Source organism: Micromonospora citrea (genome assembly GCF_049629545.1).
Classification (GTDB): domain Bacteria; phylum Actinomycetota; class Actinomycetes; order Mycobacteriales; family Micromonosporaceae; genus Micromonospora; species Micromonospora citrea_A.
Window position 1 is genome coordinate 41,108 of record NZ_JBNADX010000001.1, and the last position, 13,274, is coordinate 54,381.

A 13,274-nucleotide genomic window follows, 5' to 3' on the forward strand; every position below is an offset into this window, starting at 1 on the left:
CCCGACTGCTCAGCCGAGTGCCTCCAGCGCCTTGAGGTAGGGGGCGGGGACGAAGTTGGGGCCGCCGGGGGTGAAGACGTCCGAGGTGGCCGCTGCCGACCAGGCGGTCTCGGGGACCGCGTCGACCAGGGCGCGGACGACCGGAGCGTCGCGCCACTGGTCCTGCTCGGCGAGCAGGCTCAGCGCGACCACCGACTCCTCCACTTCGCCGACGCACTCGAACGGCTTGTGCCCGTCCACGCCGAGCAACTCCCGGTAGCCGGGGATCTGCGCGGGGTCGGCCAGCAGGTCGCCGCCGAAGATCCGCACGATGCGCTCGCGCGGCATGAACGGCGCCATGGCCAGGAAGACGAACCGGCACTTCGGGCAGTTCCGGCACCACCGCTCGCTGGCGTCGCGCAGCTTGAACGCGGCGTTGCAGCTGGTGACCACCGCGTCGTACCGGTCGATCTCGGCGAAGAGCCGGGCGATGTGCAGCTCCGACAGCGACCGCAGCAACGAGAAGTACGGCTCGGTGAGCCCGGCGTGCTCGGACAGCGCCGCCCGCAGCAGCCCCTCGGCCTCGACGCCCTTGGACCACTGGTGGTTGATCTCGTGGCCGTTCCAGACCAGGTTGGGGTCGGAGGCGGACCGCTCGTTGGACATCACCACCGGGCCGAGCCCGTGCAGCACGGCGGTGGCGACCGCGATCAGCGAGTTGATCGCGGTGACCGGGATGTGGCCGTTGAGCGCGCCGGCCGCGTTCAGGTCGAACAGCACCGGGTCGATCCGCCGCCGGGCGGCCAGCGCGGGCAGCCCGGACGCCTCGTTCACCGACACGATCACGTGGTTCGGGTTGACCGAGAAGGGCACCGGGTCGAAGCCGGCCCGGCGCAGCGCCTCCAGCGTGACGATCGAGTCCTTGCCGCCGCCGACGGCCGACAGCGGGCGCCGGTCCGAGTCGTCGTACACCCGGGGTGGCGACACCTCGCCGGCCGGCACCTCGGGACGCAGCTGGAGCACGTGGGGCAGCTGGTTGCGGTAGGCGTACTCGCCGAGGCCCTTGGTGTAGACGGCGGTGACCAGCTCGGCGGCGGCCGCGCCCAGCGGTGCCGGGAGCACCAGCCGGCGCGGCGCGGCGGCCTTGTAGTAGCTGACCCCGGCGATGACGTGCAGCAGCTCGAGGACCCGGCCCAGGGTGGCCACCGTCTCGTCCGAGGGCGGCTCGGCCGGCAACGGCAGCGTGATCACCTCGGTGAACCGCTGCTCGCCGTCGGGACCGGTCAGGGCGTAGTCGAACAACGCCTCGCCGGTGGCGAGATCGATCGAGTAGGACGGGAAGGTGAAGGCGTCCATCCGCCGGAGCTGCTCGTTGGGCACACGCCATACTAGGCCCTGGTCTGTCCGGCCGTGTCCGGCTGCGCCGGACCGCCACCTGGCCGACCGCCGTCGACACCCTGAGGAGAGCCTGTGCGCCTGTCTGACCTGCGCGGACGCCGAGTCGCCGTCTGGGGGGCCGGCCGCGAGGGCCGTGCCGCCGTGACCGCCGTCGCCGCGCACGGCCCGGCCGACCTGGTCGCCGTCGACGACAGCGCCAACTTCCTCACCCTGCCCTGGGAGGGGTCGCTCGCCGAGGCCGCGCCGCTGGTCACCGGGGAGGACGCCTTCGCCCGGCTGGCCGCCGCCGACGTCGTGATCCGCTCCCCGGGCGTGCCGAGCACCCACCCCTGGATGGTCGAGCTGCGCCGGCGCGGGGTGCCCGTCACCCAGGGCACCGCGCTCTGGATGGCCGACCACGCCGACCGGACCATCGGGGTCACCGGCAGCAAGGGCAAGAGCACCACGTCCAGCCTGATCAGCCACCTGCTGGCCGCGGTCGACCGGCCCAACGTCCTCGGCGGCAACATCGGCGTGCCCACGCTCGACCTGCCCGAGGCGGAGCTGTACGTGCTGGAGCTCTCCAGCTACCAGTGCAGCGACCTGACCGACTCGCCCCGGGTCGCGGTGGTCACCGCGCTCTTCCCCGAGCACCTGGACGCGCACGGCGGCGAGGCCGAGTACTACCGGGACAAGCTGAACCTGCTCGCGTACGGCCCGCGCACCGTGGTGGTCAACGGCGCCGACCCGCGGCTCGCCCTGGAACTGGGCGACCGGGCGGCGGTCCGCGCCGGCCGGCCGGACACCGCGCACGTGGCGGCCGGCCCCGACGGCGCCGACTGGTTCCACCTCGGCGACCGGCCGCTCTTCCCGCGCGCGGTGCTGCCGCTGGTCGGCCGGCACAACGAGGGCAACCTGTGCGTGGCGCTCGCCGTGCTCGACGCGGTCGGCGTCGACGTGGTCGCCCGCAGGGACGCCCTGGCGTTGGCGGTCGCCGGGTTCCAGGGGCTGGCCCACCGGCTCACCGAGATCGTCGACCCGTCCGGCCTGACCTTCGTCGACGACACCCTCGCCACCAGCCCGTACGCGGCCATGCACGCGATCGACGCGTACGAGGGGCGGCCGTTGACGGTGATCGTCGGCGGCACCGACCGGGGGCTGGACTACACGCCCCTGGCCGAGCACCTGGCCGAGCGGGAGATCACCGTGATCGGCATCCCGGACAGCGGTCCCCGCATCGTCGAGGCGCTCGCCGGGCTGCCGAAGGTCCGTACCGAGACGGTGGACGACCTGGCCGACGCCGTCCGGCTCGCCCGGCAGGTGACCCCGGCCGGCGGGGTGGTGCTGCTCTCGCCGGCCGCGCCCAGCTACGGCCGGTTCCGCAACTTCGAGCACCGCTCGGAGGTCTTCGCCCAGGCCGTCCGGGACACCGCCGCCGGCTGACCGGCCGTCACGCCGGTCCGCCCGGCGTCCGCTCCTGCTCCACCGTCCGGTCGTCGTCGCGCCCGACGACGGCGAGCCCGTCGTCGGCGGCGGGCCTCGGCGCCGGGGGCGGCGGTGCGGCGGCGCGCGGCCCCTTCGCCGGGGTCCAGGCGAAGGCGAGGCTCCCGCCGACCAGCGCCAGCAGCATCCCGACGACGAAGCCGCCGAGGTTGGAGGTCAACCAGGAGGCCAGGGCGAGCACCAGGGTGACCAGGGCGTAGAAGACCCGCTGCTGCGGGTGGGTGAGCAGCAGCACCCCGCAGAGCACCAGGATGGTCGGCACCAGGTAGGCGGCCAGCCCCTGCGGGCCGACGTGCAGCACGACGCCGAGCGGGGCCCGCAGGGTCAGCAGCATCTCCGCCCCGCCGAGGACGATCAGCAGGCCGGCGGCGAAGGGACGGCCGCGCCGCCAGTCGCGCCAGCGTCCGCGCCGGCGGTGGGTCCGCGCCACCGCCGGGGCGGTTCCGTCGTACGCCATGTCAGCAGCCGTCGGCGGAGAAGCGCATCCGGAGGTTCGGCAGCGTGAAGACGGCGGCGGTGGTGGCGTAGTTGTTCTGCCGCAGGTTGGTGATGGTCACCGTGTCGGCCTGCTGGGAGAAGACGCCCGGGTTGCCGGTCACCCCCGGCACCTTGTCCAGGGTGCTGGCGTCCTGGCCGACGTTGATGTTGCCGAACGAGGCGTTGCCGGCGACCTCGTCGCCGTCCACGACGAGGGTCCGGGCGGTCACCGGCCTGCCCTCACCGCCCGCGGTGATCTTCAGGTACGTGCCGCCGAGGCTGATGCTCTGGCAGAGGTTGGTCAGCTCGGCCCGGTCGACGGCCGACACCATGACCACGATCTGCCCGCCGGTGTCGCCCTGGTTGGGGCTGTCCGGGATCATCTGGTCGATCGTGGCGAACTGCTCGAACCCGGTGCCGGTGAGCTTGTCGGCGGTCACCGTGAACGGCATCCCGGAGATCGCGAACTGGGCGCCGAGCACCCCCTGGGCGGTCAGCAGCACCATGCCGGCGGCGCCGATCCCGGTGATGCCGAGGGTGGCGGCGAAGCGCCGCCAGCGCACCCCGCTGCGGGGCGGGACTACTCGGGTGGTCACGGTGTCCTCCGACATGGCTGCTCCTTCTCGGGATCGATTCCGCAGCGACGATGTGCACCGGCGTCGGTGAATTGATCGGAAACGGTGGCTCACCGCCTCGGGAGCCGTCGACGCACGCCGAAGTTACCGCTGGGTACATCGACGGTCAACGTTCTGTTGCGCCCCGTTGTTGAGCGCGATCTGCGAAATTCCGCAAAGGTTAGAAACCGCAGCGGTTTTCCACCGGTGCTCAGGATGCCGGCGGGGGAGCGCACGGCGCGGTCACGCTCGTGCCGGCGTCGGTGGCCCGGGCCGCGCGGGTCGCGGCCTCCGGCCCGATGAACGGCGCGGTGACCGCGTAGGTCAGCACCGGCAGCAGCTCCGGCAGCCGGGCGGTCCGCTCCTGCGCGACCGCGCCGCGGATCGTGGCCTGCACGCCACCGACCACGGTGGTCACCAGCAGGTCGTGCTCCGCCTCGGTCAGCGCCGGTCCGGGGCCGGCGGCGGAGAAGAACCGGCGGAAGCTCTCCGGCAGTCGGTCGCGCTCGCGGCGGGCGGCCGGGCCGGCGGCGTCGATCTCCACGAGCGCCATCCGGGCGAACGCGGGTACGCCGGCCAGTACGTCCAGCAGCGTACGCAGCGCCGCCCGGGCGGCGTCGGGCCAGTGGGGACCGCCGTCGGTGTAGGCCTGCTCCATCAGGCGCAGCACGACGGCGATGCCGTGCCGGTAGGTGGCGAGGAAGGCGTCCTCCTTGCCGGCGAAGAGGTCGTAGAAGGCCGGTCGGGTGACCCCGGCCGCCCGGCAGATGTCGGTGACCCGGGCGTTGTCGTACCCCTTGGCCGCCACCTCGTGGACCAGGCCGTCGAAGAGGCGGTCGCGCTGGGTGGCGGCCACCGCCTCGGCGGGGACCCGGCGCGGACCGCGTTTGATGGCGCGTTCCGGGTCGCGGCCGAGGCGTGCGCCGGGCAGTGGGGTCGACGCCGGCAGGGGTGTGTGCGGCAGTGTCAATATATTGGCCTTTCTGAATGCGTTGACTTCAAGACTCTCCGGGGTTTATAACTTTTCCACCGCCAGGTGCCGTCCCGTCTCGGACGGCCTGGTCGGGCGTCGTCGAAAGGGGGCTCGATGGTTGTCATTATGGCCGACCGTCGTCGCGCTTCCCGGGCCGGAAAGTCGCAGGTGACGCGGCCTCGCCGCAGAGTCACACCCGGTCGCTGACCCGTCCGCGCCGGTCGACCCGTCGGCCGGTCGGCCACCCGGCGGCTCCGTCCGCCCTCCGCACGGCCGGTCCACCCGCCGTGCCCCGCCCGGAACCACCGCCGGCGTGCACCGTGCCGGCCCGGGCGATCCGTCCCCACCACCGCACCGGGAAGGATCCACCATGTCCAGGTACCGCCGCAGCGTGGCCCTCGTCGCCACGGTCCTGCTGGTCAGCCTCGTCGGCGCGTCCCCCGCCGCCGCGTCCCTCGACGACACCGTGCTCACCCACGGCAGCGCCGGCGGCGCCGCCGTCGCCGTCGGGGACGTCGCGCAGGCCGGCCTCGCCACCGGTACGACCGCCAACTTCTACTCCACCGCCACCGGCACCACCGGCGTGCGGTGCGCCGCCTCCACCTTCGACGCCACGGTGCTGACCAACCCGGCCGCCCCCGGCACCGCCACCGAGAGCCTCACCTCGCAGAGCTTCGGCAGCTGCACCACCAACGTCTTCGGCACCCTGCGGGTCAACCGGGTCAGCGTGGACAACCTGCCGTACGCCACCTCCGTCGACAGCGCCGGCACGGTGACCATCAGCGGCACCGTCGCCGCCCCGATCCAGAGCACCGTGGTGCTCGCCACCCTGCTCGGCACGGTCACCTGCGTCTACCGCACCACCACCAACACCATCAGCGGCGTCGCCGCCAACGCCACCACCTCGATCAGCTTCACCAACCAGCCGTTCACCAAGGTCGCCGGACCGTCCACCTGCTTCGGCTCGGCGTACTTCTCGGCCACGTACGCGCCGGTGCGGGACGTGAGCCAGGCGGGCGGCCCGGTCGTCTACGTCAACTGAACCCTCCCCGCGAGGGCCGGTGCCGGGCGCAGCACCGGCGCCGGCCCGAGCGCGGCTCAGCCCAGCACGGCGTGCAGGGCCCGCATCGACCGGATCGCCGAGCGGATTTCCTGCAGGTACCGCCCCGGGGTCAGGGTCGGCTCGGGCAGCGCCGCCAGGTCGGGCAGGGCCGGGTCGACGCCGACCGTGTCGATGCCGCAGCCGTACGGCACCGCGAGGGTGCGCAGCGCGTCGCAGTGCTGGAACGGCACGTAGATCGGCGCGGTCACCATCAGCACCGGGTCGCCGGGACGCAGGACGACGTGCCCGGCCCAGAACCGTTGGGTGTCCGCGGTGTGCGCCCGGCGCAGCGCGGGCTCGCTCGACGGCGCGGCGAGCACCCGCACCGGCGGCAGCCCCGGCGGCCGGTAGGTCCGCGAGGACCACCAGTGGTGCGGATGCCCCCCGTCGTGCCCGTCCTCCTCGACCGGCACGGCCACCCCGAACGCCCGACGCACCGCCGCGTCGAGCACGTCCACCTCGGTGCCGCCGGTCAGCCCCGCCGCGGCCAGCACGCCCCGCTCCACCTCGGACAGCGGCCGGAAGCTGCCCAGCACGGCGACCTCACCGGTCACCGTCGGGCCGTGCCGCAGCAGGTGCGCGGCGTACCGGACGCGCCGCAGGCAGGCATGGGCCAGCCCGCCGAGCACCACCAGGTGGGCGTACCGGGGGGCGGCGGGCGGGGCGGGGCGGACCAGGCCGAGCGCGTCGGCCGCGGCCATGACCAGGGCGGCGGTCGTCGGGTCGAGGAACGGCTCCCGGGCCTCGGGGCGCTCCCGCCCGCCCCGGAAGTCCCAGTGCCGGGCGGAGAAGTCGTCCAGCGCGGCCAGCACCGCCGCCAGGTCACCGGCCGGCCGGTCGCCCCCGAACCGGTCGACCAGGGCACGCAGCGGCGGGGAGTCCACCCAGGCCCGTACGCCGATCGCGATCTCGTCACCGGTCGCCCGCGCCCGCCCGGTCGGCAGCGCCACCCCCGCGATCCGCACCCGCCGGATCGTACCGGCAGCCGAGCCCGGCGACCGGCAGCGACGGGCCGGCCATTGTGGCTCGCCACTACGCTGTGGACACACGTCGGATCGGAGGGTGACGATGGCGGGTGAGGTGCTGCGTCGCGGGGCCGAGCGGCGGGTCCGGTCCGCCGGCGGGCTGGTCAGGCTGATGGCGCACACCGATCCGGTGGCGCTGATCGGCATCTCGCTGTCGATCGCGCTGTCGGTCACGCTCGACCTCACCAACGCGGCCACCGGGGTGGAGTCGCTGCTGGCCGGGCTGATGGGGATCACCATCTCGTTGCTGGTGGACTCGCTGGCCCGGGCGGAGCGCCGCTTCCACCTGCGTACCCTGCTGGACGGTCCGCCCTGGCTGGTCCAGGGCACGCCGCAGATCGTCGCAGCCGTCCGGGAGGCGGTCGAGCGGCACGCGGACACCCGGGTCGCCGCGCAGGCGCAGCGCCGCTACGAACAGTTCCGCATCGAGGTCGAGCAGCTCGCCGCAGGGCGGATCATCCGGCCCGGGGACGACGACGAGGACCTGATCAGCGCCACCCGGGACTGCGTCCGACGGATGTCCGGGCTGACCAACGTGACGCCCCGGGCCAGCGGGGAGTTGAGCTGGTGGCACAGCGACATCGGGCGGCGCTACTGGGCCGCCAACCTCGCCGCGCTGCGGCGGGGTGTCCGGATCACCCGGGTCTTCGTCCACGCCACGCTCTCCGAGGAGCTGTCCGAGCTGGTGGCCACCCAGCGCCGCGCCGGGGTACGGGTCGGGTTGCTGCCGCTGGGTGTGGTCGGCCCGCACCTGCACGTCAACCTGACCCTCTGGGACGGCGCGAGCTGCTGGGAGGCCGAGATGAGCGCGCACGGGGAGATCACCGAGAACCGGTTCTCGGTCGACCGGGCCGACGTGGACCGCCTCACCCGCGTCTTCGACCAGTGTGCGGCCGCCGCGACCTTCCAGGACTGACCGCGCCGGGGCGCGGCGCGGCGGAGACGGACCGGCCATGACGTGGAGTGCGGTGATCCTGGTGACCGCCGTGGTCTGGGCGGTCAGCGTGATCCGCTCGGTGCGGCTGCGGGCCTTCGTCTACAGCCTGCCGCTGCCGATGACCCTCGCCCTGGTCACCACGGGCCACCGGGTGGACGGCGCCCAGGTGCTGGGGGTGCTCGGCCTGAACCTCTTCTTCGTCACCGTGGCGCTGACCCACCGGCGGCTGCGCTGGCCGATCGTCCTCGCCGACCTGGCCGGGATCGGCGTGTACGTGGCGCTGAGTGTCGGCCTGGTTGCCGTCCCGATCCCCTTCGCGCCGGCCCTGGCGACCGTGGTGGCGCTCTGGACGGCGGCGATGCTGGTGCTGCGCCGCCGGGCCCGCGCCGCCGCCCCCGCCGTGGGGGAGCCGGAGGCGGCCCGCCGCGACAGCCTGCCCGCCCCGGTCAAGCTGGTGGTGATCTTCGCCGGGGCGGTGCTCACCGGGCTGCTCGGTGAGCTGTTGCGGGGGATGGTGGTGACCTTCCCGTACGCCGGCGTGCTGGTGGCCGTCGAGGCCCGTGGCCACCTGGTCGCCTTCAGCCGGCACTTCGCCCGCAACAGCCTGGCGCTGGTGGGTTTCCTCACCGGGTACCACTATTTCCAGGACGTCTCACCGGCCGCCGCGCTGGTCGCCGGTTGGGTCGTCTTCGCGCTGCTGTCGCTCGCCCTGCACCTGCCGCTGCGCCGCCGGGACGGGTTCGGCGCCGACGAGCGGGGACGCCCCGACGGGTCGGCGCGCGGTGCCGGGCCAGTACGGATCACGTGGCGTTGACGCCGGATCGGTGCCGAGAAGATCGATCGGCCACGCCCGACGGCATGGAAATCGTGGCGACGGGGTTGACGCGCTGTCAGGCCGGCACCTCCGGTCGGCTACACAGTGACAGTTGTCCCTGCCACCCGGCGGTGGAAGCGTGCGGGGAACGCGAAACCGCTGAAGGGTGCGACGATGACCTCCGACGACCTGCTTGCCCGGCACCGGGCCGTGCTCCCGTCCTGGATGCCGCTCTACTACGCCGAGCCGATCGAACTGGTCTCCGGTTCGGGTCGCCGGGTGACCGACGTGCAGGGCCGCACCTACCTGGACTTCTTCGGCGGCGTGCTGACCTCGATGATCGGGTACGACATCGCGGAGATCCGCGACGCGGTCGAGCGGCAGATCCGCACCGGCATCGTGCACAGTTCCACGCTGTACCTGATCCGCCAGCAGGTCGAACTGGCCGAGCGGATCGCCGGGCTCTCCGGCATCCCGGACGCCCGGGTGTTCTTCACGAACTCGGGCACCGAGGCGAACGAGGCGGCGCTGTTGTTCGCCACCAACCACCGCCGCTCGTCGCAGATCCTCGCGGTGCGCAACAGCTACCACGGCCGGTCGTACGCGACGATGGGCGTCACCGGCAACCGGAGCTGGTCGGCCAGCGCGCTCAACCCGCTCCAGGTCGCCTGGCTGCACTCCGGGGACCGGCTGCGCGGACTGCTCGCCCGGCTCCCCGAGACCGACCGGATCGACGCCGCGGTGGAGGACCTGCGCGAGGTGCTCGCCACCCAGACCGCCGGCGACGTGGCCTGCCTGATCGCCGAGCCGATCCAGGGCGTCGGCGGGTTCGTCGCCCCGCCGGACGGGCTCTTCGCGGCCTGGAAGAAGGTCCTCGACGCCCACGGCATCCTGCTGATCTCCGACGAGGTGCAGACCGGCTGGGGCCGCACCGGCGAGCACTTCTGGGGCTACCAGGCGCACGGGGTCACGCCCGACCTGCTCACCTTCGCCAAGGGCATCGGCAACGGGTTCGCCCTGGCCGGGGTCGTCGGCCGGGCCGACGTGCTGGAGTCGGTGCCGGCGATCAGCTTCTGCACCTTCGGCGGCAACCCGGTCTCCACCGCCGCCGGCAACGCCGTGCTGGACTACCTGAGCGACCACGATCTCCAGGCCAACGCGGCCCGGGTCGGCGCGATCCTCGCCGACGGACTGCGCGCCGCCACGGCCGACCTCGACCGCGTCGCCGAGGTACGCGGCAAGGGCCTCATGCTCGGCGTCGAGTTCGTCCGCCCCGGCACGGCGGAGCCCGACCCGGCGCTGACCAGCCGGGTCCTGGAGGCGTGCCGGGCCGGTGGCCTGCTGGTCGGCAAGGGCGGCCTGCACGGCAACGTGCTGCGGATGGGCCCGCCGCTGACCCTGACCGTCGACGAGGCCCGCGAAGGGCTGGCCGTCCTCGTCGACGCGATCCGCTCCTGCGCCGCCGAGGAGGTGGCGGCATGACCCTCATCGGGCACTTCGTCGACGGCAAGCGGATCTCCGGATCGTCGCCGCGGCGCGGCGACGTCTTCGACCCGGCCACCGGGCGGCGTACCGCTCAGGTGGAGCTGGCCTGCCCCGCGGACGTCGCGGCGGCGGTGCAGGCCGCCGAGCGGGCGGCGCGCGGCTGGCGGGACGCCTCCCTGGCCCGGCGGACGGGTGTGCTCTTCGCCTTCCGCGAACTGGTCGCCGCCCGGCGCGACCGGCTCGCCGAGGTGATCACCGCCGAGCACGGCAAGGTGCTCGCCGACGCCGCCGGCGAGGTGCAGCGCGGCCTGGAGGTCGTCGAGTACGCCTGTGGCATCGCGTCGGCGCTGCGCGGCGGGTTCAGCGAGAACGTCTCGACCGAGGTCGACTCGTACAGCATCCGGCAGCCGCTCGGCGTGGTCGCGGTGATCTCGCCGTTCAACTTCCCGGTGATGGTGCCGCTGTGGTTCGTGCCGGTCGCGGTGGCCTGCGGCAACGCGGTGGTGCTCAAGCCCAGCGAGAAGGACCCGAGCGCGGCGCTGCTGCTCGCCGAGTGGTTCGCCGAGGCGGGCCTGCCCGACGGGGTGCTCAACGTCGTCAACGGTGACGCCGAGGCCGTCGACGCGCTGCTCGACCACCCGGGCGTCAAGGCGGTGTCGTTCGTCGGCTCCACCCCGGTCGCCCGGCACGTGCACCAGCGCGCCGCGCTGGCCGGCAAGCGGGTGCAGGCCCTCGGCGGGGCGAAGAACCACATGGTGGTGCTCCCGGACGCCGACCTGGACCTGGCCGCCGACGCGGCGGTCAACGCCGGCTTCGGCTCGGCGGGGGAGCGGTGCATGGCGATCTCCGCGCTGGTCGCGGTCGAGCCGGTCGCCGACGCACTGGTCGCGAGGATCGCCCGGCGGATGGCCGGGCTGCGCACCGGCGACGGCCGGCGCGGCTGCGACATGGGTCCACTGGTCACCGCCGCGCACGCCGAGCGGGTGCGCGGGTACGTGGAGTCGGGCGTGGCCGCGGGCGCGGTCGCCGTGGTCGACGGCCGGGACGTCACCCCGGACGGCGAGCCGGGCGGCTACTGGCTCGGCCCGACCCTCTTCGACCACGTCACCCCCGACATGTCGATCTACACCGACGAGATCTTCGGTCCGGTGCTCAGCGTCGTGCGGGTCGGCTCGTACGACGAGGCGGTCGAGCTGGTCAACGCGAACCCGTACGGCAACGGCACGGCGATCTTCACCAACGACGGCGGCGCGGCCCGGCGCTACCAGCACGAGGTGGAGGTCGGCATGGTCGGGATCAACGTGCCGATCCCCGTGCCGATGGCGTACTACTCGTTCGGCGGGTGGAAGTCCTCCCTCTTCGGTGACCTGCACGCGCACGGCGAGGACGGGGTGCGCTTCTTCACCCGGGGCAAGGTGGTCACCAGCCGCTGGCTGGACCCGCGCCACGGCGGGGTCAACCTCGGCTTCCCCATCCAGACCTGAGCAGCCGCAGCAGACCCGCCCCACCCAGGTACGCCACCAGGGCGGCCACCGGCACCCCGAGGGGTTCCGGGGCCGCCCTCGGCGTCTGCGCGTTGCGTACCAGGGCGTACACCACGGCGGCGAAACCGACGGCGGCCAGCGCGCCCCGCACGGCGGTCGACCACCCGGCGCCCCCGGGGCGGTCGGTCGGCGCGCCGCGCGCACCGTCACGGCCGGGACGGGTGGGGCGGGTACGGGCCTCGACGGGTCCGAAGACGGCGACCAGGACGGCCAGCACCACCGTCAGCAGGAGCACCCAGGGCAGCCGCCATGCCAGCCAGGCCGCCGACCCGGCTGCCGGGGTGGGCAGCAGTCCCGCCGCGTCGAGCGCGCCGACCAGCAGGATCGCGGCGGTCAGGTGCCAGAGGAAGACGGTGAGCACGACCGCGTTCACCGCGATCACCGCCTGCCACGGGCGCGACCGATGCAGCCACCGCTCGGCCGCGCCGCGCAGCAGCAGGATCAGCCCGAGCTGGGCGACGGTCAGGGTGAGCAGGGCCAGGCTGGGCGGGGCGGCGTTGTCCAGCCGCTCACCGGGCACGTTGAGCATGGCCACCGGGTACGGGCCGGCGGTGGTCAGCAGCACCGTCGCGGCCAGCCCGCCGAGCAGCGCCACCCCGCCGGCCCGCCGGGACAGCGGCAGCCGCCGCGACCGCAGGCCGCGCCGCCCGTCGTGCCCGGGTCCGTCGTGTCCGGGTCCGTCGGGTCCGGGTCCGTCGGGTCGCGGTCTCTCGGGTCGCGGTCCCGGGGAGTGGTCGTGCGTGGGGTCCGGGCGCGGGGTGCGGGCGTCGTGCCAGGCGAAGCCGAGCTGGTGGACGGCGAGCCAGCCGAAGAGGTAGTTCGGCAGGGCCAGCTCCGCCGCGCCGTTCGCCCGCCCGACGTCCCCGGCCGCGACGAGGACCGCCAGCGCGACGGGCACCAGCAGGCCGAAGCGCCGGTGCAGCGCGTACATGGCCGGGGTCAGGGGCACCACCAGCAGGTAGGCGGCGAGGAACCAGAGCGGGATGGTGGCGAACCAGACGACGGTACGCACCAGGGTGGCCTCGACCCCGGCCAGCGAGGCCACCGCGGCGGCGCCGGCGAGCACCAGCAGCAGCGCGGTGGTGGGGCGCAGCAGTCGGGCGGCCCGGTCCAGCAGCCAGCCGGCCGCGTCCCCGCCACGGGCCCGGCGGGCGGCCAGCGAGGCGGCGTTGGCGAACCCGCCCACCAGGAAGAAGACCGGCATGACCTGGGCCGGCCAGGTCAGCGGGTACGCCCAGGGCAGGTCGGGCAGGGCGGAGCGCCCGGTGGGCCGGCCGGTGGCGTCCTCGCCGATGACGGTGACCATCCAGTGTCCGAGAACGACCATGGCGATGGCGACCGCCCGGAGCAGGTCGACGTAGCGTTCCCGCCCGGCCGGGGTGCGCTCGGCGAGCTGGCCCAGGCGGCGCATGGGCCCAGGCTATGCCAGAGCGGGGTGGCCGGT

12 protein-coding genes are annotated in these 13,274 nt (G+C 74.1%); 6 read left to right on the forward strand and 6 right to left on the reverse strand.

The genetic code is table 11. From position 1 onward, the window contains the following. Positions 1-9 precede the first annotated feature (9 nt). A complete protein-coding gene (locus tag ACPFP2_RS00200) occupies positions 10-1,359 on the reverse strand; it encodes a hypothetical protein (protein ID WP_424084863.1) in 1,350 nt (449 codons plus the stop codon). Positions 1,360-1,449: 90 nt separating this feature from the next. Here ACPFP2_RS00200 and murD point away from each other — a divergent pair, with 90 nt between their 5' ends. Further along, positions 1,450-2,799 carry a UDP-N-acetylmuramoyl-L-alanine--D-glutamate ligase gene (gene murD, locus ACPFP2_RS00205; RefSeq protein ID WP_424084864.1) on the forward strand — a complete coding sequence of 450 codons (1,350 nt, stop codon included), beginning with the start codon at positions 1,450-1,452 and terminating at the stop codon, positions 2,797-2,799. Positions 2,800-2,806: 7 nt separating this feature from the next. Here the strand turns inward: murD and ACPFP2_RS00210 are convergent, their stop codons facing one another. The 3 genes from ACPFP2_RS00210 to ACPFP2_RS00220 all read right to left on the reverse strand — a co-directional run bounded on the left by ACPFP2_RS00210 (position 2,807) and on the right by ACPFP2_RS00220 (position 4,920). After that, the gene (locus ACPFP2_RS00210) at positions 2,807-3,316 is read right to left on the reverse strand and encodes a DUF6114 domain-containing protein (protein WP_424084865.1); all 510 of its coding nucleotides are present in this window, start codon (positions 3,314-3,316) and stop codon (positions 2,807-2,809) included. Between the two features lies 1 nt (position 3,317). Further along, complete coding sequence (locus ACPFP2_RS00215) at positions 3,318-3,947, reverse strand: DUF6230 family protein (RefSeq protein WP_424084866.1); 630 nt, start codon at positions 3,945-3,947, stop codon at positions 3,318-3,320. A 214-nt stretch (positions 3,948-4,161) separates the two neighbouring features. Then, positions 4,162-4,920 carry a TetR/AcrR family transcriptional regulator gene (locus ACPFP2_RS00220; RefSeq protein WP_424084867.1) on the reverse strand — a complete coding sequence of 253 codons (759 nt, stop codon included), beginning with the start codon at positions 4,918-4,920 and terminating at the stop codon, positions 4,162-4,164. 373 nt (positions 4,921-5,293) lie between these two features. Here ACPFP2_RS00220 and ACPFP2_RS00225 point away from each other — a divergent pair, with 373 nt between their 5' ends. Next, positions 5,294-5,965 (forward strand): Tat pathway signal sequence domain protein, encoded by a 672-nt coding sequence (locus ACPFP2_RS00225; protein ID WP_424084868.1) that lies wholly within the window; start codon positions 5,294-5,296, stop codon positions 5,963-5,965. 56 nt (positions 5,966-6,021) lie between these two features. Here ACPFP2_RS00225 and ACPFP2_RS00230 read toward each other — a convergent pair whose 3' ends face one another. Then, the gene (locus ACPFP2_RS00230) at positions 6,022-6,990 is read right to left on the reverse strand and encodes a hypothetical protein (protein WP_424084869.1); all 969 of its coding nucleotides are present in this window, start codon (positions 6,988-6,990) and stop codon (positions 6,022-6,024) included. A 97-nt stretch (positions 6,991-7,087) separates the two neighbouring features. Here ACPFP2_RS00230 and ACPFP2_RS00235 point away from each other — a divergent pair, with 97 nt between their 5' ends. The 4 genes from ACPFP2_RS00235 (at position 7,088) to ACPFP2_RS00250 (ending at position 11,770) form a co-directional block, all read left to right on the forward strand. Further along, positions 7,088-7,966, forward strand: a complete 879-nt coding sequence (locus tag ACPFP2_RS00235) for a hypothetical protein (protein WP_424084870.1) — start codon at positions 7,088-7,090, stop codon at positions 7,964-7,966. A 37-nt stretch (positions 7,967-8,003) separates the two neighbouring features. After that, the gene (locus tag ACPFP2_RS00240; protein WP_424084871.1) at positions 8,004-8,801 is read left to right on the forward strand and encodes a hypothetical protein; all 798 of its coding nucleotides are present in this window, start codon (positions 8,004-8,006) and stop codon (positions 8,799-8,801) included. A 174-nt stretch (positions 8,802-8,975) separates the two neighbouring features. Further along, complete coding sequence (locus ACPFP2_RS00245) at positions 8,976-10,283, forward strand: aspartate aminotransferase family protein (RefSeq protein ID WP_424084872.1); 1,308 nt, start codon at positions 8,976-8,978, stop codon at positions 10,281-10,283. Then, entirely contained in the window at positions 10,280-11,770 is a 1,491-nt protein-coding gene (locus ACPFP2_RS00250) for a CoA-acylating methylmalonate-semialdehyde dehydrogenase (protein WP_424084873.1), read from the forward strand. The genes ACPFP2_RS00245 and ACPFP2_RS00250 overlap by 4 nt, the downstream gene beginning before the upstream one ends. On the opposite strand, the gene ACPFP2_RS00255 is transcribed toward ACPFP2_RS00250, so the two are convergent. Next, entirely contained in the window at positions 11,742-13,241 is a 1,500-nt protein-coding gene (locus tag ACPFP2_RS00255; RefSeq protein ID WP_424084874.1) for an acyltransferase family protein, read from the reverse strand. The two genes, ACPFP2_RS00250 and ACPFP2_RS00255, sit on opposite strands and share 29 nt — an antisense overlap. Positions 13,242-13,274 lie beyond the last annotated feature (33 nt).

Coding starts and splice junctions, on each gene's coding strand:
- ACPFP2_RS00215 (WP_424084866.1), bottom strand. CDS start 3,947: ATGTCGGAGGACACCGTGACCACCCGAGTAGTCCCGCCCCGCAGCGGG.
- ACPFP2_RS00255 (WP_424084874.1), bottom strand. CDS start 13,241: ATGCGCCGCCTGGGCCAGCTCGCCGAGCGCACCCCGGCCGGGCGGGAA.
- ACPFP2_RS00250 (WP_424084873.1), top strand. CDS start 10,280: ATGACCCTCATCGGGCACTTCGTCGACGGCAAGCGGATCTCCGGATCG.
- ACPFP2_RS00240 (WP_424084871.1), top strand. CDS start 8,004: ATGACGTGGAGTGCGGTGATCCTGGTGACCGCCGTGGTCTGGGCGGTC.
- ACPFP2_RS00245 (WP_424084872.1), top strand. CDS start 8,976: ATGACCTCCGACGACCTGCTTGCCCGGCACCGGGCCGTGCTCCCGTCC.
- ACPFP2_RS00210 (WP_424084865.1), bottom strand. CDS start 3,316: ATGGCGTACGACGGAACCGCCCCGGCGGTGGCGCGGACCCACCGCCGG.
- ACPFP2_RS00225 (WP_424084868.1), top strand. CDS start 5,294: ATGTCCAGGTACCGCCGCAGCGTGGCCCTCGTCGCCACGGTCCTGCTG.